20 protein-coding genes are annotated in these 23,143 nt (G+C 55.7%); all 20 read left to right on the forward strand.

Annotated features, from left to right (window positions below; all coding sequences use genetic code 11):
• Window positions 1–48: 48 nt before the first annotated feature.
• The 20 genes from RWS31_RS08675 to RWS31_RS08770 all read left to right on the forward strand — a co-directional run bounded on the left by RWS31_RS08675 (window position 49) and on the right by RWS31_RS08770 (window position 23,018).
• On the forward strand, window positions 49–1,332 hold the full coding sequence (locus tag RWS31_RS08675; RefSeq protein WP_314597579.1) for an S-layer homology domain-containing protein: 1,284 nt from the start codon (window positions 49–51) through the stop codon (window positions 1,330–1,332).
• Window positions 1,333–1,505: 173 nt separating this feature from the next.
• The gene (locus RWS31_RS08680) at window positions 1,506–1,844 is read left to right on the forward strand and encodes a YerC/YecD family TrpR-related protein (protein ID WP_314597580.1); all 339 of its coding nucleotides are present in this window, start codon (window positions 1,506–1,508) and stop codon (window positions 1,842–1,844) included.
• Window positions 1,831–3,015, forward strand: coding sequence for an ATP phosphoribosyltransferase regulatory subunit (hisZ, locus tag RWS31_RS08685; RefSeq protein ID WP_314597581.1), 1,185 nt, complete (start codon window positions 1,831–1,833; stop codon window positions 3,013–3,015). The genes RWS31_RS08680 and hisZ overlap by 14 nt, the downstream gene beginning before the upstream one ends.
• Window positions 3,012–3,536: a phosphohydrolase gene (locus RWS31_RS08690; RefSeq protein ID WP_314597582.1), complete on the forward strand. Its 525-nt coding sequence runs from the start codon at window positions 3,012–3,014 to the stop codon at window positions 3,534–3,536. The genes hisZ and RWS31_RS08690 overlap by 4 nt, the downstream gene beginning before the upstream one ends.
• A 90-nt stretch (window positions 3,537–3,626) precedes the next feature.
• Window positions 3,627–4,295, forward strand: a complete 669-nt coding sequence (gene hisG / locus RWS31_RS08695; RefSeq protein ID WP_314597584.1) for an ATP phosphoribosyltransferase — start codon at window positions 3,627–3,629, stop codon at window positions 4,293–4,295.
• On the forward strand, window positions 4,292–5,641 hold the full coding sequence (gene hisD, locus RWS31_RS08700; protein WP_314597586.1) for a histidinol dehydrogenase: 1,350 nt from the start codon (window positions 4,292–4,294) through the stop codon (window positions 5,639–5,641). Before hisG ends, hisD begins: the two co-directional genes overlap by 4 nt.
• Window position 5,642: 1 nt before the next feature.
• A complete protein-coding gene (gene hisB, locus RWS31_RS08705) occupies window positions 5,643–6,227 on the forward strand; it encodes an imidazoleglycerol-phosphate dehydratase HisB (RefSeq protein ID WP_298589923.1) in 585 nt (194 codons plus the stop codon).
• Between the two features lie 10 nt (window positions 6,228–6,237).
• On the forward strand, window positions 6,238–6,858 hold the full coding sequence (gene hisH / locus RWS31_RS08710) for an imidazole glycerol phosphate synthase subunit HisH (protein ID WP_314597588.1): 621 nt from the start codon (window positions 6,238–6,240) through the stop codon (window positions 6,856–6,858).
• Between the two features lie 11 nt (window positions 6,859–6,869).
• Window positions 6,870–7,601: a 1-(5-phosphoribosyl)-5-[(5-phosphoribosylamino)methylideneamino]imidazole-4-carboxamide isomerase gene (gene hisA, locus RWS31_RS08715; RefSeq protein ID WP_314597590.1), complete on the forward strand. Its 732-nt coding sequence runs from the start codon at window positions 6,870–6,872 to the stop codon at window positions 7,599–7,601.
• A 1-nt stretch (window position 7,602) separates the two neighbouring features.
• Window positions 7,603–8,361: an imidazole glycerol phosphate synthase subunit HisF gene (gene hisF, locus RWS31_RS08720; protein WP_264919165.1), complete on the forward strand. Its 759-nt coding sequence runs from the start codon at window positions 7,603–7,605 to the stop codon at window positions 8,359–8,361.
• On the forward strand, window positions 8,358–9,065 hold the full coding sequence (hisIE, locus tag RWS31_RS08725; protein WP_006192378.1) for a bifunctional phosphoribosyl-AMP cyclohydrolase/phosphoribosyl-ATP diphosphatase HisIE: 708 nt from the start codon (window positions 8,358–8,360) through the stop codon (window positions 9,063–9,065). The genes hisF and hisIE overlap by 4 nt, the downstream gene beginning before the upstream one ends.
• Entirely contained in the window at window positions 9,058–9,693 is a 636-nt protein-coding gene (locus RWS31_RS08730; protein ID WP_314597593.1) for a SagB/ThcOx family dehydrogenase, read from the forward strand. Before hisIE ends, RWS31_RS08730 begins: the two co-directional genes overlap by 8 nt.
• Before the next feature lie 95 nt (window positions 9,694–9,788).
• Window positions 9,789–11,438 (forward strand): putative manganese-dependent inorganic diphosphatase, encoded by a 1,650-nt coding sequence (locus RWS31_RS08735; RefSeq protein WP_314597594.1) that lies wholly within the window; start codon window positions 9,789–9,791, stop codon window positions 11,436–11,438.
• A gap of 92 nt (window positions 11,439–11,530) precedes the next feature.
• Window positions 11,531–13,798: a DNA helicase PcrA gene (gene pcrA / locus RWS31_RS08740; RefSeq protein WP_314597596.1), complete on the forward strand. Its 2,268-nt coding sequence runs from the start codon at window positions 11,531–11,533 to the stop codon at window positions 13,796–13,798.
• A gap of 7 nt (window positions 13,799–13,805) precedes the next feature.
• Window positions 13,806–15,815 (forward strand): NAD-dependent DNA ligase LigA, encoded by a 2,010-nt coding sequence (ligA, locus tag RWS31_RS08745; RefSeq protein WP_314597597.1) that lies wholly within the window; start codon window positions 13,806–13,808, stop codon window positions 15,813–15,815.
• A gap of 133 nt (window positions 15,816–15,948) precedes the next feature.
• Complete coding sequence (alaS, locus tag RWS31_RS08750; RefSeq protein WP_314597599.1) at window positions 15,949–18,573, forward strand: alanine--tRNA ligase; 2,625 nt, start codon at window positions 15,949–15,951, stop codon at window positions 18,571–18,573.
• A 98-nt stretch (window positions 18,574–18,671) separates the two neighbouring features.
• Window positions 18,672–19,658, forward strand: coding sequence for an efflux RND transporter periplasmic adaptor subunit (locus tag RWS31_RS08755; RefSeq protein ID WP_314597601.1), 987 nt, complete (start codon window positions 18,672–18,674; stop codon window positions 19,656–19,658).
• A gap of 25 nt (window positions 19,659–19,683) precedes the next feature.
• Complete coding sequence (gene surE, locus RWS31_RS08760) at window positions 19,684–20,436, forward strand: 5'/3'-nucleotidase SurE (protein ID WP_294175270.1); 753 nt, start codon at window positions 19,684–19,686, stop codon at window positions 20,434–20,436.
• Window positions 20,437–20,480: 44 nt separating this feature from the next.
• On the forward strand, window positions 20,481–21,722 hold the full coding sequence (locus RWS31_RS08765) for an adenosylhomocysteinase (protein ID WP_314597603.1): 1,242 nt from the start codon (window positions 20,481–20,483) through the stop codon (window positions 21,720–21,722).
• A 15-nt stretch (window positions 21,723–21,737) separates the two neighbouring features.
• Window positions 21,738–23,018, forward strand: a complete 1,281-nt coding sequence (locus RWS31_RS08770; protein WP_314597605.1) for an amidohydrolase — start codon at window positions 21,738–21,740, stop codon at window positions 23,016–23,018.
• Window positions 23,019–23,143 lie beyond the last annotated feature (125 nt).

Genomic DNA, 23,143 nt, shown 5'->3' on the forward strand with positions numbered 1-23,143 from the left:
GAAGAATGATATAATCCATTGATAGGAATACTAGGAGGAATTTCGTTTATGAACAAGAAGATTTCGGCTATGGCTCTCACTGCAGCAATCGTCTGCACGTCGGCCTCTGCCTTTGCGGCGGCGAATCCCTTCGCCGATGTGCCGAGGGATCATTGGGCCTACGATGCTGTGGCTGAACTTGCTGACGAAGGCGTCATCGAGGGCTATGGTGACGGCACATATCGCGGAGAGAACGAGATTACGCGCTATGAGATGGCGCAGATGGTCGCCAAGGCAATGGCGAAGGAAGATCAGGTCAATGCACAGCAGAAGGCTTTGATCGACCGCCTCGCGGCTGAGTTCTCCGCAGAGCTCAGCAACCTCGGCGTGCGCGTCGCCAACCTTGAAGACCGCATCGACAACGTGAAGTGGGGCGGCGAGATGCGCTACACGGCCAGCAAGAGGATATTCCATGATGGACCGGATTCTTCCATGAATCGTCTCGAACTCCGCTTGAAGCCTGTCGCCACGATCAACGATCACTGGCTCGTGCGCGCTCGTATCGACGGTCGTGCTGATATGAAAAACGATACGACGAAGCCTTTGGAACTCAAGCAGGCGAATGTCGAAGGGCACTACGGCGCGTGGACAATTGAAGCAGGCATGTTTCCTGTATGGACGGAGCAGGGCGTCATCTTGGATGATAATATCTCTGGCGGCCAGGTCACCTATGCGGGTGACAAGGTCACGGCGGTTCTGACGGGCGGTCGCATCGGTAAGGACAGGTTTGTCCCTCGTTATACGGATACAGGAGCGTTCTCTTATCCCGTCAATACGACCGGCAGTTTTGGCAAGGCGGCGCTTACTTTCCGTCCGAGCAGCAAATTCGACATCACGGGCGAGTACGTCCATATTGGAGGACTTGATACCGAGACCTATGCCCCTGAAACGAAAAGATACGGCAGCGATGCGCTCGGCATCTGGGGCGTTGGAGCGAGCTACAAGTTTGACAAGAATGTCAAGCTCAGCGGCTACTATGGCGAGAACACGAAGGGCGACCTTGAGAAGAAGTTCAACCGCAACTACAATGCCGAGCTTAGGTACAAAGGTGCTTCGAAGTCTGACCACGGCTCTTTTGGTCTTTACGCCGCCTACCGTCATCTCGGCAATATGAGCGTCGTCGGACCGACCTTCTATGGTGCAGAACCGAGTTGGAAAGGCTGGGAAGTCGGCGGCGAGTACACGTTCGCCAAGAACATCGTTGGCTACGTCGCTTACTTTGACGGCGAGAATATCGTGGACAATGGACGAGATGTAAAGAAACTCTGGTCTCGCATCCGCTACTTCTTCTGATTCCCATATTGCACAAACAAAAATTCGAGAGGCGATTTTCATCGCCTCTCGAATTTTTTATACGTTTGGAGGAATTACTTGCAGCATATAAGAATCAATGCTATAATAAAATAGTATTTTCGCAAAGTAAAGAACTAAAGAGCTCATTGCTTCGATAAAAGGACGGGATGGACATGATCAATGAAAAGCTGCGCAGCGAGTTGAGCGATCAGCTTATGGCGGCAGTCTTGCTCCTGCGCAATACAGAGGAAAGCTATGCTTTTTTCGAGGACATCTGCACGGTCGCTGAGCTCAAGGCGATGGCGCAGCGGCTCGAAGTGGCGTCCATGCTGCGGCGGGGGAATACGTACGATGCGATTGTGGAGCGCACGGGAGCCAGTACGGCAACGATCAGCCGCGTCAAGCGATGCCTGAATTACGGTGCCGACGGCTACGAACTTGTGCTGGAGAGAATGCGGCAGAAAAAGGAAGAAAAAAACAGGCAAGAGGTGGATGAAAATGTCCGAAAATGAATGGATTTTTGGGATTCCCTACGGAACGCGGGATCTCATGCCGCAGGAAGCGCAGGAAAAGCGCCATGTGGAAGCGGCGCTCATGGAGCTTTTTCGTCTCTGGGGATACGATGAGATCGCGACGCCTGCCATCGAGTACCTTGACACTTTGACGATGGGAAACGGGCGCTGCCTGGAACCGCAGATGTTCAAGCTGTTCGATCAGGACAACAGGACGCTGGCGCTGCGCCACGAGATGACGACGCCCATCGCACGTCTTGTCGCGAGCCGCATGAGGGAGGAGCCTCTGCCGCTGAAACTTGCCTATATCAGCAACGTTTTCCGATCGGAGCAGGCGCAGGCGGGGCGGCAGTGCGAATTCAATCAAGGCGGCGTCGAGCTCATTGGCACGAGCGCCGTCGCGGCTGATGCCGAAGTCATCGCCTTGGCCATCGAAGGCATCCGCGCGGCGGGACTGCAGGATTTTCAAGTCTGCCTCGGGCAGGTCGACTTCATCAGCGGCATGATGCGCCAGATGCACTTCACCGAGACGCAGCAGGAGCGCGTCACACTTGCCCTAGAGCGGCACGATCTCGTAGAGCTTGCCGCAATCGTGGAGGAAACGGATCTTCCCGCTGCGGCAAAGGAGGGCATGAAGCGAATTCCCACGCTGCACGGAAAGAAGGACGTCCTGCACGAAGCCTACAGCATTGTATTGAACGAGCAGGGGCGAAGGGCGCTCGACAATCTGTCGGAGATTTATCGCCTGCTGCAGGAATACGGCGTCGCCGAATACGTCTCTTTCGATCTCGGTGTGATTCGCGACTTGAATTATTATACGGGGATGGTGTTCGAGGCGTATGCCCCGGGTATGGGCTATCCTATATGCGGCGGCGGACGCTACGACCAACTGCTTGCGGGCTTCGGCAATCCTTGCCCCGCCACAGGTTTCGCGCTGGGCATCGAGCGCCTGCTTCTTGCAAAGGAGCGTCAGAGTCAAGAGCGAATCCTGCCATCCAAAGACTGCTACATCGCCTATGCACACGACAAACTGCCCGAGGCGCTGCGAGAGGCAAGGAAACTGCGTGAGCAGGGGAAGACATGCGAAACGGCGTTTCAGGCGCAGGCAGAGCAGAAGGCCGATGAGTACAGAAAATCCAAGGGCTATAAAGAGCTCATCTACATTTCATGAAACAGAGGGTTCTGCAATTCCTCAATGCCCTCACAGCGCATCTGAATGAAAGCGATCATGCTTTTGTGCGCCGGTTTCTTGCCGAAGGGGAGCGTGCACTGTTCTATGCGATGGACGTCATCGATCAGCGTCATGCGCTTCATACGGCATATACGGCATTGGAATTGGCACACAAAAAAAACGGCGTAGACGAAATTTTTCTCGTACGCATCGCTCTCCTGCACGATGTGGGGCGCGTGAAAGGCGACCTCGGCCTTTGGGGAAAGGTCGCCGTCGTTCTCTTGAACCGCTTTCTGCCGCGCTTTTCGCGCCGTCATGCGACTGTCTCGCGCGATGGCATCTTCGGTTTTTGGCGTCATGCGCTTTACGTCTATTATCATCATGCCGAAATCGGCAGTGAGAAATTGCGTCTCTTGGGATGCAGCAGGGAGGCGTCTGTCGTGCGTCTGCACCATGCTTCGCCCACATCTGGAGACTCGATGGAACTGCAGTTGCTGCGGCAGGCGGACAGTCTGAATTAGTGAAAGCACTGATAAATTCAGCCGCCCATCTTCACACGTCCGGGCGACCTCGTTTTATCAGCGCTTCCTTAGTGATTCGAGGTGTAATTCATGGATATAAACGGAAAGGACTACTTGACGATTGCTTTTCCGAAGGGCAAGCTTTTCGCTCTGTCCAAAGAGCTTTTTTCCCGCGTCGGCTATACGGCGGAGGGACTGGAAGAGAAATCGCGCAAGCTCATCATTTCCAACGAGGAAAAAAAGATTCGCTTCATCGTCGCGAAGACGGCGGACGTGCCGACGTATGTCGAATACGGTGCGGCGGACATCGGCGTCATAGGCAAGGACGTCCTCGCGGAAGCGGAAAAGGACGTTTATGAAGTCCTCGATCTCGGCTTCGGCAAGTGCCATCTGATGATGGCGGTCGATAAAGCGCAGAAGAGAGCAAAGCTCGCCGACTATGCGCATACGCGCGTCGCCACGAAGTTTCCTCATATAGCTGAGCAGTTTTTTACAAAAAAAGGCATGCAGATGGAATACATCAAGCTCAATGGATCCATCGAGCTTGGCCCCTTGGTCGGGCTTTCCGAGAGCATCGTGGACATCGTGGAAACGGGCACGACGCTCAAGGAGAACAATCTTGAGGAAATCGCGCACATCATGGATGCGACGGCGCGGCTCATCGTCAATCGCGTGAGCTACAAGCTGAAGTTTGAGCGGATCTACCGCCTGGTCGAAGATTTACGCAGTGCGTTGGAAAGCGGGGAAGCAAAATCATGAAGATTGTATCGGCGAAAGAGCTCGGTAAAGATAAAATACGGAAGCTCTTGGTGAAGCCGCCCTTCGATGAGGTGCAGCTCAATCCAAAGATTCGCGAGGCGAACCGAAAGATCTTCGGCGCCGATCTCACAGCGGCGGAAGTCGCCGTGCGCATCGTCGAGGACGTGCGCCGTCATGGCGATGAAGCCGTTATCAAGTACACGAAGCTCATCGACGGCACGGATTTTTCCCCCGAAGATTTTCGAGTATCAGAAGAGGAGTTTGCCGAAGCGGAAAAAAATGCAGACCTGGCAATCGTCGCATCGCTACAAAGAGCCGCGCACAATGTGCGCAGCTACCACGAAGAACAAAAATCAAATTCATGGCTGACGTACCGCGAGAAAGGCTCGATTCTCGGACAGTCGCTGATTCCGCTCGACCGCGCGGGCATCTATGTGCCGGGCGGCACGGCGGCGTATCCGTCCTCCGTCTTGATGAACGCTGTTCCTGCTGCCGTCGCAGGCGTCGGCGAGATCATCATGATGGTGCCGCCGAAAAACGGCAAGATCAATCCCTATGTGCTTCTCGCGGCGAAGATTGCGGGCGTGTCCAAGATCTACAAGATCGGCGGCGCACAAGCGATCGCCGCCATGGCATACGGCACTGAAACGATTCCGCGCGTCGACAAGATCACGGGCCCCGGCAACATCTTCGTCACGCTCGCGAAGAAAGCTGTTTACGGCCATTGTGACATCGACATGCTGGCTGGCCCGAGCGAGATCCTCATCGTCGCCGACGAGACGGCAGATCCCGCCTATACGGCAGCCGATATGCTGAGTCAGGCGGAGCATGACACTCTGGCGTCAAGCATCCTCATCACGACGAGCGCAAAGCTCGCGCATGAGGTCGAGGCTCTACTGGAGGAACAGCTGAAGGGGCTGCCGAGGGAAAATATCGCCAGAGCGTCCATCGAGAACAACGGACTCATCGTCATCGCCGATGACATCATGGAAGCATTGGAATACGCGAACATTTCCGCGCCTGAGCACATGGAACTTCTGACGAAGCAGCCGTTCGAGCTTCTGCCCTATGTGCGCCATGCGGGAGCCGTTTTCCTCGGCGCATATTCGCCGGAACCCTTGGGCGATTACTTCGCGGGTCCCAACCATGTATTGCCGACGGGCGGCACGGCGAGGTTCTACTCCGTGCTCAACGTCGAGACCTTCATGAAGCGCACGAGCATCATTTCCTATACGAAGGACGCCCTGCATGATGTGGAGGCGGACATCATACGTCTGGCGGAGGCGGAGGGGCTGCATGCCCACGCCAATGCCGTGCGTCTGCGCAGCAAGGAGAGGAAGGACTGACATGCGCCAAGCCGAAGTCAAGAGAAAGACAAACGAAACGGAAATCGCGCTTCGCATCGGCCTTGACGGCACAGGCAAGTGCTCCATCAATACGGGAATCGGCTTCTTCGACCACATGATGACCCTTTTCGCCGTGCATGGACTTTTTGACCTGGAAATCCTTTGTCATGGCGATACCGAGGTGGACGGACATCATTCCGTCGAGGACATTGGCATCGCCTTGGGACAGGCATTTCGCGAGGCTCTGGGCGACAAGGCGGGCATTGCGCGCTATGGGTCGTTCTACTTGCCGATGGATGAAGCGCTCGCCTTCGTGACACTCGACATCAGCGGCAGGGCATACCTCGTCTACGATGGAGGCGAGATGACGCCAGTCGTTGGCAGCTACGATACGGAGCTGACGGAGGAATTTTTGCGTGCCTTTGCCTTCAATGCCGGCATCACGCTTCATGCCAAGGTGCTCTATGGCAGGAATACGCACCATAAGATCGAAGCGATCTTCAAGGCGCTCGCTCATGCGCTGCGCCTTGCCGTCGCCAAGGATCCGCGCGTCAAAGGCGTGCCGTCGAGCAAGGGTGTTTTATAGGAGGATTTGCATGATTGCGGTCATTGATTACGGCGTAGGAAACCTCTTCAGCGTAGAAAAAGCGCTCCTCCATAGTGGTGCAGAAGTGGAGGTCACGCACGATGCAGAACGAATTGCGGCGGCGGAGAAGCTCGTCCTGCCGGGCGTGGGCGCATTCGGCGACTGCATGAAGCGTCTGGAAGCGACAGGGCTGATTCCTGTGATACGGCATGAGATAGAAGCGGGAAAGCCGCTTCTTGGCATCTGCGTTGGACTGCAGATCCTTTTCGAGGGCAGCGACGAATCGCCAAATGCTGCAGGACTCGGCGTCTTTTCCGGCAGGGTGCGCCGTATCGAGGCGCCCGAGCTGAAGATTCCGCACATGGGATGGAACTCCTTGGATTTTGCGAAACGTCATGAGGGGCGGTCGGGCATCGACCTCTTCCGCGGCATTTCTGCAGGTTCTTACGTCTACTTCGTTCACAGCTATCATGCTGTGCCCGAAGAGCCGCAGATCATCACGGCGCAGGCGATGTACGGCGAATGCCTGACGGCGGCGGTAGCGAAGGACAATGTTCAGGCTGTCCAGTTTCATCCCGAAAAATCGGGAGCGGTCGGCAGCGCGATCCTGAAGAATTTTGTGAATGCTTAGGGGGCGGGAGAATGCTCATCATTCCGGCGATTGATATAAGAGATGGAAAATGCGTGCGCTTGTTCAAGGGGGACTTTGCCCGGGAGACGGTTTTTTCGGATCATCCTGAGGAAATGGCGATGAAGTGGCAGAGCGCCGGCGCACGCTTCCTGCACCTTGTCGACTTGGACGGCGCTCTGGCGAAGAAGCCGATGAATCTCGCTGCGGTAGAGCGCATCCTGGGGACTGTAGACATCCCTGTTGAACTTGGCGGCGGCATCCGTTCGCTCGAAAACATTGAAGAGGTGCTGGCTCTCGGTGTGAATCGCGTGATCCTCGGCTCCGTGGCGGTGCAGGATCCCGCACTCGTGAAAGAGGCATGCCAAAAGTACAAGGAACGCATCATCGTGGGCATTGACGCCAAGGACGGCATCGTTGCCGTCGACGGCTGGGGCGTTTCCGGCGAAGTGGAAGCGGGCGAGTTGGCAAAGCGCATGGTCAATGCAGGCGTTCGCACCATCATCTACACCGACATTTCCCGTGACGGAACATTGACGGGAGTGAACGCGGAGGCGACGGTCGCGCTCGCCAAGGAGAGCGGCGCGGCGGTCATCGCTTCGGGCGGTGTAAATTCTCTCGATGACATCCGTCGTCTGAAGCGGTTGGAAGCTGATGGCGTCTGCGGCGTGATCGTCGGCAAATCCATCTATACGGGGGCGCTTGACTTGCAGGAAGCCATTGAAATCGCCGGACAGGAGGGGTAAAATGTATACGAAGCGCATCATTCCCTGCCTCGATGTCAGAAACGGGCGCGTCGTCAAGGGTACGAATTTCGTCGGTCTGCGCGATGCGGGAGATCCCGTCGAGCTGGCGGCACGCTATGACAAAGAAGGGGCGGACGAGCTGGTGTTCCTCGACATTACGGCGTCGCACGAGGAGCGCTCGACCATCGTCCAAGTGGCCAAGGCCTGCGCCTCTGAGATGTTCATCCCGTTCACCGTCGGCGGCGGCATACGCACACCCGAGGATATCCGCAGGCTGTTGAAGTCGGGTGCGGACAAGGTGTCCTTCAACACGGCCGCCGTGAAAGATCCTGAGGTTCTGCGCCTCGGCGCGGAGCGGTTTGGCAGGCAGTGCATCGTCCTCGCCATCGACGCGCGAAAGAGCGGGGAAAACGAGTGGGAGGTCTACATCAATGGCGGCAGGACGCCGACAGGCATGGACTGCCTTGCCTGGGCGAAGAAGGGCGTCGCCTTGGGCGCAGGAGAAATCCTATTGACGAGCATGGACGCTGACGGCACGAAAGATGGCTACGACATCGCGTTGACGCGCGCTGTTTCTGAAAGCGTCCCCGTGCCCGTTATCGCCTCGGGCGGTGCGGGGAAGCTCTCTCATTTTTATGATGTGCTGACGGAAGGGAAGGCGGATGCCGTCCTTGCCGCTTCGGTTTTCCACTATGGCGAATTTACCATAAGGGAAGTCAAGGATTATCTGAAGAATCGTGGAGTGGAGGTCAGATTATGAATACTTCGATTGATATTTCCATGATACATTTTGACGAAAAGGGTCTTGTTCCCGCCATCGTGCAGGAGGAAAACGGCGAGGTTCTCATGCTCGCCTACATGAATGAGGAATCGCTGAAGAAGACTTTGGAAACGGGCTTCACATGGTTCTACAGCCGCTCGCGCAAGAAGCTCTGGCGCAAGGGGGAGACTTCGGGCAACGTGCAGCAGGTCAAGGAAATCTCCTACGACTGCGATGGAGACACGCTTCTCGTGCGCGTGCATCAGGCGGGCGTCGCGTGCCATACGGGCACATATTCGTGCTTCAGCGGACGCAGGCTGGGCAAGGACGAGAAGGGCGTCGCCGTCATCGGCGATGAGCCGCAGACTTCGCTCGCAGAAGTGCTCAATGCCGTTTATCACGTCATCCAGGAGCGGCGCGTTCATCCTGTCGAAGGTTCCTATACGAATTATCTCTTCGACAAGGGACAGGACAAGATCTTGAAAAAGGTGGGCGAAGAAGCGGCGGAAACCATCATCGCCTCGAAGAATATGGAAAAGAGCGACATCCTCTATGAGATGGGCGATCTCTGGTATCACTGCCTCGTGCTTCTCGCGTTCCACAACATCGTGCCCGATGAATTGTTCGTCGAGCTTATGAACCGCAGGAGCGGCGGCAGCTACCACCAATTCACAGGAAAGGACGGCGTGCGTCCCGATGTGTGAGGGAAAGGGCGATGTCCTGACGCTGCCCGAACCTGACCTACTGCCCGACAGGGAAATCAACTTTCTGGAGCTTATTGAACTTCGCGCGAGCCGCAGGCAGTACACGGCGGAGGCTCTGTCTTTGCAGGAGCTTTCCTATCTTTTATGGTGCACGCAGGGCGTCAAGATGGTCGCAGAAGGAGGGCGCACGCTGCGCAATGTCCCATCGGCAGCGGCGCTCCATCCGTTGACGACCTTGCTGTATCTGCAGAACGCAGAAGATGTGCCCTCAGGCTTTTATCAATTTATGCCTGTGGAACATGCACTGAAGCGTTTGACTCTTTCTGAAGATGCTCCAGAGGATGTGCTCACCGCCTTCGAGCAGCAGGCAATGGTGCGTCAAAGCGCAGCAATCTTCTTTTGGGTCGCAGACATTGTGCGCGGCATTCGCACGTACGGGCGCAAGGTCTACGAGTACATCTATCTCGATGCCGGTCATATTGGGCAGAATCTCTATCTGACGGCTCAGGCACTGGGCTTGGGCGCGTGCGCCGTCGGGCGATTCGATGAGGCGGCGCTACATCGCTCGCTCCTGCTCGACGGTGAGGAGAAAAAGATCGTACATGCAGCCTGCATCGGCAAGATATGATTTCTATCTTGCCGATGCGGGCTTGCTTTTCGTGTGTATCGTAGGATATAATGGAAATCATCATATATCATCTGAAAACGGGAGGCTTCTTTTCGATGAAAAATACGAAACCGATCTATACGATAGGGCATCGCAATCCGGATACGGATTCCATCTGCTCCGCAATCGGCTATGCGCATCTGAAGCAGGCGATGGGCGAGAATGTTGTGCCGGCGCGCGCAGGAAAGGTCAACGAGGAGACGAAATTTGCTCTGAACCACTTCCACGTGGAACAGCCGCTTCTCATCACCGATCTCTATCCGCGCGTGAAGGACATCACGCTCGACTGCAAGACTGTCGTCAAAGAAACGGACAGCCTGCGTCATCTCGGTGAAATCATGCGTGAAAACGATCTGAAGTCGGTTCCCGTCGTCGATAAAGACGAGCGGCTCATCGGCATCGTGACCGTCAGCGACCTCGCGCAGCGCTATTTCAAGGAACTCAGCATGCAGAATCTCGCCGACGCGGGCGTCTCCTTCCGCGATGTGATCCGCGTCATTGACGGTGAGGTCATCGTCAACGGCGATGAGGGCGGCAAGATTCGCGGCAATGTGCGCATCGCGGCGGGCAGCATCAGCATGATTCAGGATGTCGTCAAGGAGCACGACGTCGTCCTCATCGGTGACCGCAGGGACGAGACTCTGATTGACTGCTTGAAGCAGGGAATCGACTGCATGATCGTCACGGGCAACGGCAGGGTGTCGCCGAGCGTCATCGAGGAAGCCGAGGAGCGCCACATGCTCATCATCAATACACCCTATGACACCTACACTTGTGCGCGTCTCATCAACCAGTGCGTCCCCGTCAAGCGCATCATGCAGGACGAGATTGTCGCCTTCAAGCCGCTCGACCTCTTGAGCGACATCAAGGGAACGATGGAGCAGTACAGCTACCGCAATTATCCCGTCGTGGAAAATGGCAAGCTCGTCGGGCTCGTGAGCAAGGACATGCTCATGGTACCGGAGCGCGAGCGCGTCATCTTGGTTGACCACAATGAGCGCGGACAGGCAGTCGAGGGCATCGAGGAAGCGAAGATTCTTGAGATCATCGATCACCACCGTCTCGGCGGCATACAGACTAGCGAGCCGATCTTCACGCGTCAAGAGCCTGTAGGCTGCACGGCGACGATCGTGGCGAACATGCACTGGCACAGGGATGTCGACATCCCGCCGTCGATCGCAGGCCTGCTCCTCTCGGCGATCCTTTCCGATACGGTGCTCTTCAAGTCGCCGACTTGCACGCCCTACGACAAGAAGACGGCGGAACGTCTGGCGGAGATTGCCGGCGTCGACATCATGGAATATGGCATGGCAATGCTCAAGGCGGGGTCGGGCATCGGCAACATGTCGCCCTTGGAAATCACCAAGAACGATATGAAGGAATTCCAGATTGGCGATTACCGCATCATCGTCAGCCAGATTTCCGTCATGGATACGAAGGAAGTCATGGACATCGAGGCGGAAATTGTCAAGAGCATGACGGACGTCTGCAAGAAGGAAGGCTACGATATGAGCCTCGTCATGGTCACGGACATCATCGCCGAAGGGACGTACCTGCTCTACACGGGATCGCCCAAGACGTTGATCGGCGAGGCGTTCCACAAGGATGCCAGCGGCACGCATATCTATTTGCCCGGCGTCATGTCGCGCAAGAAGCAGATCATCCCGCCCCTTTCGGAAGCCGTCAAATTGATCAAGAAGCAGTGAGAGCTGTAAAAGGCAGGAACGGCTGCTGCAGTATGTCTGCGGCAGCCGTTTCCTTTGCTGTGTATGCTGCTGATGTTTGCGAGGTTGATATAGTGGATATTTTTCAGGGCTTGAATCCCATGCAGCGGGAAGCTGTCGCGCATATCGATGGTCCGCTGCTCATCATGGCGGGCGCCGGTTCGGGCAAGACGAAGGTGCTCACCTGTCGCATCGCCAATCTCTTGGCACACGGCGTGCCGCCCTACAGCATCTTGGCAATCACGTTCACGAACAAGGCGGCGGCAGAGATGCGCGAGCGCGTCGATCGCATGATCGGCGGCTTGGGCAAGGATGTCTGGCTCAGCACATTTCATTCCTTCTGTGCACGCTTTCTGCGGCGCGAGATTGAAGCGGGCGAAGTCTACAAGAAAAATTTCGTCATCTACGATACGTCAGATTCCAAGACTGTCATCAAGGCGTGCCTCAAGGAGCTGAATCTCGATGACAAGCAATTTGCTCCCGCAAAGGTGCAGAACGCCATATCGAACGCGAAGAATCTCATGCTCGGCCCGCGCGCCTACGCGCGGCAGGCGGATACGTTCCATGCGAAGAAGATTGCGGAACTTTTCAGCCTGTATGACAAGAAGCTGCGCGAGAACAACGCCTTGGATTTTGACGATCTCCTGCTGCTCGCCGTCGACCTTCTGGAAAATAACGACGAACTGCGTCAGAAGTATCAGCAGCGTTTCCGCTACATCCTCATCGACGAATATCAGGATACGAACGGCGCACAGTACAGGCTCACGACGCTTCTGGCAGGCGGTCATCACAATCTCTGCGTTGTCGGCGATGCCGATCAGTCCATCTACGGTTGGCGCGGCGCGGACATCAGCAACATCTTGAATTTCGAGAAGGACTTTCCCGAGGCTAAGACGATCAAGCTTGAGCAAAATTATCGCTCGACGAAGAATATCTTGGCCGCAGCCAATGCCGTCATCCGAAATAATGAGAATCGCAAGCCGAAGAAGCTCTGGACGGAAAACGCCGTAGGGGAGAAGATCGCCCTTTATCAGGCGAATGACGAGCGCGACGAGGCAAGATTCGTCGTAGATACCGTGCAGAAGCAGAAGACGCTCTTTTCCGTCGATTATGGCGACATCGCCGTGCTTTACCGCACGAATGCGCAGTCGCGCGTCCTCGAAGAAGCCATGATGGCGGCGGGGATTCCCTATACGATGGTCGGCGGCTTGAAGTTCTACGACCGAATGGAGATCAAGGACATCATTGCCTATCTGCACGTCCTCTACAACCCGTTTGACGCTGTGAGCCTCCTGCGCATCATCAACGTGCCCAAGCGCGGCATCGGCGCATCGACGATCGCCAAGCTCACAGAGTATGCCGCCATGCGTGAAGAATCCCTCTTCGATGTCCTGTCGAGTCCCGAAGCGCTCGAAGCCATGGGATTCAAGACGCGCACGAAGAATCTGCTCGAAGCCTTCGCCGCGCTTCTCTTTGACCTCATGGGCAAACTTGCCGCTATGCCGCTTTCTTCCTTTATCGAAGCCTTGCTTGACGATACGGGTTATATCAAGGAGTTGGAAAAGCAGGATACGCCCGAGGCGCAGACGCGCATCGAGAACTTGCGCGAATTCGTCGGCGTGGCGCGAGAGTTTGAAAAAACGGAGGAAGAACCGACTTTGGAAAATTTCCTCAACCAGGTCGCACTCGTCTCCGATGTCGATACAGCGAACATGGAGGACGACCGCGTGACGCTCATGACGCTTCATTCGGCAAAGGGCTTGGAGTTCCCCGTCGTCTTTCTCGTGGGCATGGAGGAGGGAATCTTTCCCCATGCGCGCACGCTCCTTGAGCCGAGCGAAATCGAGGAAGAACGCCGCACCTGCTATGTCGGCATCACGCGCGCTGAACGCAAGCTCTACTTGAGCTACGCGCGCTATCGGACGCTTTACGGCAAGGGGAATGTCTATCCGCCGTCAAGATTCCTCGCGGAGATTCCCGAAACGTATTTGGAAAAGGCACAGGCTTTCGGGCGGAGCGCGTTTTTAGAGTCGCGGGGCATGGGGAGGCCGCAGTCCGCCTTCGAGATTCTGCAAAGCTTGCAGCGTACGACAGCTCCTTCTGCATCGCCTTCGCCTGTGCCTTCTTCCCCTCGCGAGGTGCGTCCTGCCACGTCCGCCGCAATTCGCCCGAGCATGGAAGTGGCATGGCGTGCGGGCGACAAGGCTCGTCATGGCAAGTGGGGTGTCGGTACAGTCGTCTCGGTCAAGGGGGAAGGCGAAGAAGTCGAGCTGAAGATCGCCTTCCCGCAAATCGGCATCAAGGGACTCATGCAGAAGTATGCTCCCATCGAGAAAGTCTGAGGTTCGTATGGATATTCAAGAAGTCAAAAAAAAGCTTGCACAGCTGCGGCGCACGATACGTCACCACAATGTGCGCTACTATAACGACGACAATCCCGAAATCAGCGATTATGAATACGATCAGCTCATGCTGCGGCTCAAGGCGCTGGAAAGGGAGTACCCCGAGCTTATCACGGAAAACTCACCGACGCAGAAGGTCGGCGGCACGGCGAAGCGCACGGCAGGCACGCTCGTGCGCCACGACGTGCCGATGCTTTCGCTGCAGGATGTGTTCTCTCGCGAGGAAATAGAAGCTTTCGTGCGCGACATAGAGGCGCGCATGGAAAATCCTGTGTTCGTCGTCGAAGAAAAAATCGACGGACTTTCGCTTGCCCTGCGCTATGAAAACGGGACGCTGAGCCGTGCCATCACGCGCGGCGACGGCATAGTGCAGGGTGAGGACGTCACGGAAAATGCCAAGGTCATCAAAGACGTCGTGCAGAAACTCAAGGAGCCGCTGCCTTACTTCGAGGTGCGCGGCGAGGTCTACATGACGAAGGCGGCATTTGAGGCAGTCAACGAGAGGCGTCAGCTTCTCGGGCTGAAGCTTTTTGCCAATCCGCGCAACTGTGCGGCGGGCACTCTGCGCCAACTCGACAGCCGCATCACGAGAGAGAGGGGACTGTCCCTCTTCGTGTTCAACCTGCAGGCGGTGCGCGGCAAGGAATTCCAAACGCATGTCGAAGCCTACGACTTCATGAAACGGCAGGGCATCAAGGTCATTCATGCCTATCACGTCTGCCGTACGGCAGAGGAGGTCTGGGATGCCATCGAGCAGATTGGCGCCTCGCGCGGCGATCTGCCCTACGACATCGACGGCGCTGTCGTCAAACTCAATGATTTTTCGCAAAGGGAGAGCCTCGGCGCTACTTCCAAGGCGCCGCGCTGGGCGATCGCCTATAAATACCCGCCCGAGGAAAAGGAAAGCGTCGTGCGCAGCATCACGCTTTCTGTCGGCCGGACGGGGCGCATCACACCGACGGCGACGTTCGATCCCATCCGCCTTTGCGGTACGACGGTCGAGCGCGCGACGCTGCACAATCAGGATTTCATCGACGATCTCGATGTGCGCGTAGGCGATACCGTCGTCGTCTACAAGTCGGGAGAGATCATTCCGAAGATCAAGGCGGTCGTAAAAGAAAAGCGTCCCGAGGGAACAGAGCCGTTCAAGATCGGCGATCGCTGCCCCGTATGCGGTGCAAAGGCTGCGAGAGAGGCGGATTCCGCCGACGTCAAGTGCATCAATCAGGCATGTCCGGCGCAGGTGGAGAGCCACATCCTGAACTTTGTGAGCCGCGACGCTATGGACATCAAGGGCTTGGGCGAAAAGAACATCGCCGCCTTGATTGAAAAAGGTTTCCTTCACACGATCGTCGACATCTTCCGCTTGAAGGAGCATCGGGAAGAGCTGATTGCCCAAGGCGTTGTCGGCAAGGAAAAAAACACGGATAAACTGCTTGCAGCCATCGAAGAGGCAAAGAAGAATGAACCTCAGCGTCTTTTGACGGGACTCGGCATCCCCGGCATCGGCAAGGCGGCAGCGGCCGCTCTCATGCAGCATTTCAAGACCTTGGAGGCTTTGGAAAATGCGTCCGATGAAGCGATTCTCGCGGTGCGTGATATGGGCGAAACGAGCGCCGCTGCCATTCGCTCGTATTTCCAAAACGAAGGCAATGCAAAGATTTGCCGCGAACTGCAGCAGATCGGTGTCGCGACGGCAGTACAAGAGCGTGCAGCGCAGGGCGACGAACTGGCCGATATGAGCTTCGTCGTCACGGGTACGCTGCGTCATTTCGGGCGCAGGGAAATCACGGAGCTGATCGAGCAGCACGGCGGACGCGTGACAAGTTCCGTGTCCAAGAAGACGGACTGCCTCGTCGCGGGAGAAAATGCTGGCAGCAAGCTGCAAAAGGCGGAGCAGCTGGGCGTCCGAATCTTGACGGAGGAGGAGCTCCTGCAGCTGATTGACCATATTTGACATCGCATATTGAAAACACTGGAACAATCGTGTCAGGCTATGCTATAATTGTTTGTTAGTACGAGGTCGAGCGAATGAATCCCAAGCGGAATTTGTTCAAGCTTGACGTAATCTCTGATGGGGGTAGGTTCTTTTGAAATACATGACAGGAAATGAATTGCGCGAAGCGTATTTGCAGTTCTTTGCGGAGAAAAAGGGGCATCTGCGGTTGCCGAGCGCTTCGCTCATCCCTGCAAACGATCCAACGCTCTTGATGATCGGCGCGGGCATGGCACCGTTCAAACCGTTCTTTACGGGCAAGATGAAACCTCCGCGCACGCGCATCACGACGAGCCAGCGCTGTGTACGTACGGGAGATATTGAGAACGTCGGGCGCACGGCACGTCATCAGACGTATTTTGAAATGCTCGGCAACTTCTCTTTTGGAGACTATTTCAAAAAAGAGGCGATTCCTTGGGCGTGGGAGTTCTTGACGGATGTCTTGGATTTGCCGAAGGAAAAGCTTTGGGTCACGGTTTATCCGAAGGACGATGAAGCAGCCGCCATCTGGCGCGAGCAGCCTGGCTTCCCGCAGGATCATATCGTGAAACTCGATGACAACTTCTGGGAGATCGGCCCCGGCCCTTGCGGTCCTGATTCGGAAATCTACATCGACCTTGGTGAAGAGCGCGGCTGCGGCAGCCCAGACTGTGCTGTCGGCTGTGATTGTGACCGCTACCTCGAAATCTGGAATCTCGTCTTTACGCAGTTCGACCGCACGGAAGACGGTCAGTACAATCCGCTTGAGCACAAGAATATTGATACGGGATGCGGTCTTGAGCGATTGGCTTCCGTGCTGCAGAATAAGAAGACGAACTTCGAGACGGATTTGCTCTTTCCCATCATCGAATACGCCTCGAAAGTATCCGGTGTCGTTTATGGCGAAAATGCGGAGAAGGACGTCTCGCTCAAGGTCATCGCTGACCATGCGCGCAGCATGGCAATCATGATCATGGACGGCATCCTGCCTTCAAACGAGGGACGCGGCTATGTTCTGCGCCGCATCCTGCGTCGTGCTGTGCGCCATGGGCGCATCCTCGGCATTCATGACAAGTTCTTGGAAGGCGCGATTGATGCCGTTGCCGAAATCTACAAGGGTGCAGCGGACTTTGAAGAGCTTGCTGAGAAGAAAGAATACATCAAGAAAGTTATCAGCATTGAGGAGGATCGCTTCGCGGCGACGCTCGCACAGGGCATGGAACTCTTGAACGGTCACATCGAGGACTTGAAGCGAGAAGGCAAAAAGGTGCTTCCTGGTGAAATCGGCTTCAAACTCTACGATACGTACGGTTTCCCATGGGAAGTCACCGACGAGATCTTGCATGAAAACGAAATGGAACTTGACAAAGATTCCTTCGAGAAAGCGATGGAGAAGCAGCGCGAACGTGCCCGTGCCGCGCGGCAGGAAAATCAGCGCGTCGCCGTACCCGACCTCTCGGGCATCGATACGTCACATCTCTGTGTCGATGAGAATGCGAAGGAATCGACCGTCGTCGCCATCTGGAAGGACGGCGGTCTCGTCGATGAGCTTGCCGACGGCGAGGAGGCGGGCATCATCTTGCAGTCGACGCCTTTCTATGCAGAAGGAGGCGGTCAGGTCGGCGATGCCGGACTTTTGGAGACGGAATTTGGCCGCGTGCAGGTTGCCAACGCCAAGAAACTTCCCGACGGCACGGTTTATCATATCGGTTATGTTGAAGAGGGCATGTTGAAGGTTGGCGACCATGTTTCCATCCAGATTGATTGTATGAAGAAGCTGTCGTCAGCGCGCAACCATACGGCAACGCATCTCCTGCAGGCTGCGTTGAAGCGCGTCGTCGGCGATCAGGTCAATCAGGCTGGCTCCTTGGTCATGCCCGAGCGCCTGCGCTTCGACTTCTCCAATTTCGAGCCTGTGACGGCGCTGCAGTTGCAGGAAGTGGAACGCCTGGTCAATGAGCAGATTCTCATGGCAAAGCCTGTGGAAATCGCGCAGATGGAAATCGACAAGGCGAAGAAACTCGGCGCTATGGCGCTTTTCGGTGAGAAGTACGGCGATGTCGTGCGCGTCGTCTCTGTGCCGGATTTCAGCATAGAGCTCTGCGGCGGCTCGCATGTAAAGAACATCGGCGAGATCGGCATGTTCAAGATCATCAGCGAGACGGGCATCGCTTCTGGCGTGCGCCGCATCGAGGCTTTGACAGGCAAGGCGGCCATCGACTACATGAATGAGAAGGCGGAGACTCTCGCCGCAGCCGCACACGCGTTCAAATGTCGCGATGATGAACTTGTTTCCCATATTGAGAGCGCATTGGCAGAGAACAAGAAACTCAAGCAGGAAATCGCTTCTTTCACGAAAGAACGCGCCATGGGAGATGTCGATATGCTGCTCGCGCAGAAGAAGCAGATAAAAGATCTTTCCTTTGCTTCGGGCATCGTTGAAGCCGATAATATCGACGATCTGCGAAAGATTGCCGACATGCTGCTCGATCGTCTGGAAAGCGGCGTGGTCGTGCTTGCCGCCGCGCACGAAGGGAAAGTCAGCCTCGTGGCGAAGGCGAGTGACACAGCTGTGGCAAAGGGCACTCATGCGGGCAACATGGTCAAGGCGGCAGCTAAAATCGTTGGCGGCGGCGGCGGCGGACGAAAAGAGATGGCGCAGGCAGGTGGCAAAGAGCCTGCTAAGATGCCAGAAGCTTTGCAGGAAGCTGAAAAGGTTCTGGCGGAACAGCTTGCTTAACACGACTGTATGGTCAAGTCTCGTGCCTGCACACGCTGTTCGCAGTTCCGACGGGAAACTTTCCTTGGAGGGATTCCCATGGCGCAGAGGTGATCTTCGTGGAAATAGATGTTACGAAAAAGGCAATACGATTTTTGCAGTTCAGTCTGCTTGGCCTATTGATGCTCGCTGCCCTCACGATCGGCGGCATCTGGCTCTACCAGCGCTCGCATAATGTTGTGACGCTCGAAGACGCCCAGGTGAAAAGTGCGCTCGTGCCCGCAAAAGCAAAGGCAGATGGCACGATAGCGGAAATTCTGGTCGCCGACGGCGCTCATGTGGAGGCAGGGGACGTCCTCGCGCACATCAAGGTCAATGTCACGGACGAGGATATCGCCCAGTTGCAGCAAAATGTCACGTTAGCGAAACAAAGCTTGGAGAATTTGCAGAAAGGAATCGCTGTCACGCAGCCCGTCGTGAATGAGGCGCCGAGCGCTGCGGTCGATACAGAAGCGGCACGCGCACGCATGGAGCGAATGAACGAGCTCTATGCGATGGGCGCTATCAGCGCCGTGAAGCGCGATGAAGCCGAGGCCGCCTACAATGCCGCTATTGCTTCCAGTCAGGCTCGTGCACCTTCATCAAGCTATCGCACCGTCCTGCAGCCCGCTTCGCCGGAACAGATCAAACAAGCAGAACTGTTTTTGAAGCAGGCGGAAATCGCCTTGGCAAAGGCGCAGCAGGATAAAGCGGGAACAGATATCATTGCGCCCGCTTCCGGAACGCTCTATCTAGCCGAAGACATCGCTGCTGAAAGCAAGGTCAGCACGGGGCAAACCTTTGCAAACATCGGCAATGCCAAGGATTTGTGGATTGAAGCCGTTTTGAACGATGATCAGAAAACGAAGGTGCGCCTAGGGCAATTCGCTTCTTATCGCTTGGGCGGACGCGACATACAGGGTACGGTGCAGGATATAGAGGAACCTGATGCAGACGAGGGGGATGAGACGGTATCTGGCAAAGTCCGTGTGCGCATTTCTGTTCCCGAAGAGGCGGGAGAAGGAATACAGCCTGGAATGAAGGTCTCTGTGCGCTTGTCGCCTTGAATGAACGATAGAGAGGACGGATGTATTGCGTATACTATTGACGAATGACGACGGTATAGAAGCTGCCGGAATAGAGGCGCTCGTGCGCGTGCTCTCGCCGCACCATACGGTCGTTGTAGCTGCCCCGGCCTTTGAGCAAAGCGGCATGTCCCATGCAATCACGGTCAAGAAGTGCATCCGTCTCGATCGGTATCGCCCTTTGGAAGAGCGATACGGCGTGGCGGCATATCGGATCGAGGGTACGCCGGCGGACTGCGTGAAACTTTACCTTGAAGCGATTTCTTCCGATATATATCCGGAGTATGTAATCTCCGGCATCAATCACGGAGCGAATCTGGGCACGGATGTGCTTTATTCCGGCACAGCCAACGCTGCGATGGAAGCGTATCTGCATGGAATCACGGCGACAGCCGTATCCCTCGACATGAAGTCCGAAATCTCGTATGATACAGCTGCCAGACTTATGGAGGAGAATCTTTTTTCTCTCTTTTACGAAGAGGGAAAAGTGAACTTCTACAATGTAAATTTTCCCAAAAAGTTCGGCGAAAATGGTCCGCAGTTCGTGTTCACGCAGCTTGGCCGCCGCGATTACATCAATGCCTTTCAAAGGATGGAAGATGTGGACGGGAAGGAATGCTATTTTCTCGGCGGGGAGATTCTCGACGAAGGAAACAGCGACGCAACGGACATCGCTGCCGCAGAGCGCGGCTACATCTCCGTCACGCCGCTTCAGACCGATCTGACGGATTACCTCTATTTGGAGAAACTGCTGCGCTGAAATTGCCGCTTTGCAGGAAACGATTTTTAGGAGGAGCAACGCATATGGAATCAATGATCAAAGACATCAAACTTGCGCCGTCGGGTCATGACAAAATCAACTGGGTCAAGAACTTCATGCCTGTCATGGAAGCCGTCAACAAAGAATTTTCCGTGACGAAGCCCTTTGCAGGCAAGAAGATCGTCATCACGCTGCATCTTGAAGCAAAGACAGCGTACTTGGCTCTAATCATGAAGAACGCCGGCGCAGAGGTTGCCATTACGGGCAGCAATCCGTTGTCCACGCAGGATGACATCGCGGCAGCGCTCGTCGAAGATGGGCTTCATGTCTTTGCGACGCACGGCTGCACGGACGAAGAGTATGAGGAGTACATCGACAAGGCTCTTGACCTTAAGCCTGACATCATCATCGATGACGGAGGCGACCTCGTGAATATCCTGCATACGAAGCGCCGCGAACTTCTGCCGAACATCCTCGGCGGCTCGGAGGAAACGACGACGGGCGTACATCGTCTGCATTCTCTTGCCCGTGCGGGCAAACTTGAGTTCCCGATGATTGCGGCGAACGACGCCTACTGCAAGTATCTGTTTGACAACCGCTATGGAACGGGGCAGTCAACGTGGGACGGCATCATGCGCACGACGAACCTCTGCATCACGGGCAAAACCGTTGTCATTGCCGGTTACGGTTGGTGCGGCAAAGGCGGCGCCATGCGCGCTCAGGGTCTCGGGGCGAATGTCGTCATCACGGAGGTCGATCCCATCAAGGCGATCGAAGCTGTGTTCGATGGCTTCCGTGTCATGCCTATGGACGAGGCGGCGCGCATTGGCGACATCTTCCTGACCTTGACGGGCGATAAGGATGTCATTCGCAAGCATCACTATGAGGTCATGAAAGACGGCGCTATGATGGCGAACTCTGGTCACTTCGATGTGGAAATCAACATCCCCGAGCTTGAGGAAATCTCCGTATCGCGTCGTACCGTGCGCAAGAATATCGAGGAATTCAAGCAGAAGGACGGCAGGAAGCTATATCTTCTCGCCGAAGGCCGCCTCGTGAACCTCGCAGCAGGCGACGGACATCCGGCGGAGATCATGGATCTCTCCTTCGGCGTACAGTTCTTCTCAGCGCTTCATATTCTCAATCATCATGCAGAACTTGAAAATAAGGTCTACCTGATGCCAGACGAAATCAATACGAAGATTGCCGAACTCAAGCTCAAGGCTTCGGGCGTAGCCATTGACCATCTGACGGACGAGCAGAAGGCTTATCTCGGACTTGCCTGAGCAGAGGTGCACGATATGAAAATATTGATTTCCAATGCGCATGTTCTTCATCCGGACGGCACAGTGCGGGAAGGAAATATCGCAATCGAGGGAAATAAGATTGCTGCAGTCGGAGAAATCCCCGCTTCGTGGCAGCCGGAGCGCACGATTGACGCAACGGACAGGCTCGCTGTTCCGGGCTTTGTCAATGCCCATACGCATGCCTCGATGACGCTTCTTCGAAGCTATGCGGACGATATGAAGCTCATGGATTGGCTGCAGCAAAAGATCTGGCCGATCGAGGCGAAGATGCACAACGAAGATATCTATTGGGGCGCGATGCTTGCCGCCGTCGAGATGATACAGGGAGGCACGACGACCTTCGCCGACATGTACGGGCCTGATATGGAAAAGGTCGCCGAAGTCGTAGAGGAATCAGGGCTTCGCGCCGTTCTTTCGCGCGGCCTGATCGGTGTTGTGCCCGATGCAGACGAAAAGCTTGCAGAAAATGTGACGCTCTTCAAAAATTGGCATCAAAAAGCCGATGGGCGCATCACCGTGATGTTCGGGCCACACGCGCTCTATACGTGCCCGCCCGATTATCTGCACAAGGTCGCAGAGGCAGCAAAGTCGCTTGGAGCGGAAATCCACATCCACATGTCAGAAACGAAAGGGGAGGTGGAGGAATGCCTCAAGCAATACGGTAAGCGTCCCTTTGCACACGTCGCCTCCACAGGTCTTTTCGACAACGGCACATTGGCGGCGCATTGCGTGCATCTTGATGACGAAGATATCTCCATCATCAAGAAGTACGGCATCCGTGTCGCGCACAATCCCGGCAGCAATATGAAGCTTGCGAGCGGCATCGCTCCCGTGCCGCGCCTTCTTGCGGAAGGCGTCTGCGTTGCTCTCGGTACGGACGGCGCGTCGAGCAATAACAACCTCGACATGCTTGAGGAAGTAAACCTTGCCGCCATGCTGCACAAGGTGGCGAGCTATGATCCCGAGGCTGTGCCCGCAGGAGAAGCACTGCGCATGGGGACGGCGTACGGAGCAAAGGCTGTCGGCCTTTCTGATGTAGGACTCTTGCAAGAGGGCTATAAAGCGGACATCGTCCTCTTCGATATGACGAGTCCCGCATGGGTGCCGCGTTACGATCCCGTATCTCTGCTCGTCTATTCTGCCAATGTCTCTTCGGTCGATACGGTCATCGTCGACGGCCGCATTCTCATGGAGAAACGCGAGCTCCTGACGCTTGATGAAGAGCGCATCCTGTTTGAAACGAAGCGCCGCGTCGAGCATCTTCTTGCACACTGATTTATCTGCAGAAGCATATCCTCTGTAGGCAGGTCGTTTTGATTTTTACAGCAGCCCTTCACGGGCTGCTGTGATTTTAGATAGGTGATGTCGTTTTGAAAAAGAAAGGTTCCAATAGCGATAGA

The sequence above is a fragment of the uncultured Selenomonas sp. genome, from assembly GCF_963528755.1.
In the GTDB taxonomy this organism is placed as follows: Bacteria; Bacillota; Negativicutes; order Selenomonadales; family Selenomonadaceae; genus Selenomonas.

What these genes read in the sequence shown, in the direction of transcription:
- RWS31_RS08730 (WP_314597593.1), top strand. Translation starts at nt 9,058, where the DNA reads ATGTGTGAGGGAAAGGGCGATGTCCTGACGCTGCCCGAACCTGACCTA.
- RWS31_RS08735 (WP_314597594.1), top strand. Translation starts at nt 9,789, where the DNA reads ATGAAAAATACGAAACCGATCTATACGATAGGGCATCGCAATCCGGAT.
- hisG (WP_314597584.1), top strand. Translation starts at nt 3,627, where the DNA reads ATGGATATAAACGGAAAGGACTACTTGACGATTGCTTTTCCGAAGGGC.
- RWS31_RS08770 (WP_314597605.1), top strand. Translation starts at nt 21,738, where the DNA reads ATGAAAATATTGATTTCCAATGCGCATGTTCTTCATCCGGACGGCACA.
- RWS31_RS08675 (WP_314597579.1), top strand. Translation starts at nt 49, where the DNA reads ATGAACAAGAAGATTTCGGCTATGGCTCTCACTGCAGCAATCGTCTGC.
- hisH (WP_314597588.1), top strand. Translation starts at nt 6,238, where the DNA reads ATGATTGCGGTCATTGATTACGGCGTAGGAAACCTCTTCAGCGTAGAA.
- hisD (WP_314597586.1), top strand. Translation starts at nt 4,292, where the DNA reads ATGAAGATTGTATCGGCGAAAGAGCTCGGTAAAGATAAAATACGGAAG.
- RWS31_RS08690 (WP_314597582.1), top strand. Translation starts at nt 3,012, where the DNA reads ATGAAACAGAGGGTTCTGCAATTCCTCAATGCCCTCACAGCGCATCTG.
- ligA (WP_314597597.1), top strand. Translation starts at nt 13,806, where the DNA reads ATGGATATTCAAGAAGTCAAAAAAAAGCTTGCACAGCTGCGGCGCACG.
- hisA (WP_314597590.1), top strand. Translation starts at nt 6,870, where the DNA reads ATGCTCATCATTCCGGCGATTGATATAAGAGATGGAAAATGCGTGCGC.
- hisIE (WP_006192378.1), top strand. Translation starts at nt 8,358, where the DNA reads ATGAATACTTCGATTGATATTTCCATGATACATTTTGACGAAAAGGGT.
- hisF (WP_264919165.1), top strand. Translation starts at nt 7,603, where the DNA reads ATGTATACGAAGCGCATCATTCCCTGCCTCGATGTCAGAAACGGGCGC.
- RWS31_RS08680 (WP_314597580.1), top strand. Translation starts at nt 1,506, where the DNA reads ATGATCAATGAAAAGCTGCGCAGCGAGTTGAGCGATCAGCTTATGGCG.
- RWS31_RS08765 (WP_314597603.1), top strand. Translation starts at nt 20,481, where the DNA reads ATGGAATCAATGATCAAAGACATCAAACTTGCGCCGTCGGGTCATGAC.
- hisZ (WP_314597581.1), top strand. Translation starts at nt 1,831, where the DNA reads ATGTCCGAAAATGAATGGATTTTTGGGATTCCCTACGGAACGCGGGAT.
- hisB (WP_298589923.1), top strand. Translation starts at nt 5,643, where the DNA reads ATGCGCCAAGCCGAAGTCAAGAGAAAGACAAACGAAACGGAAATCGCG.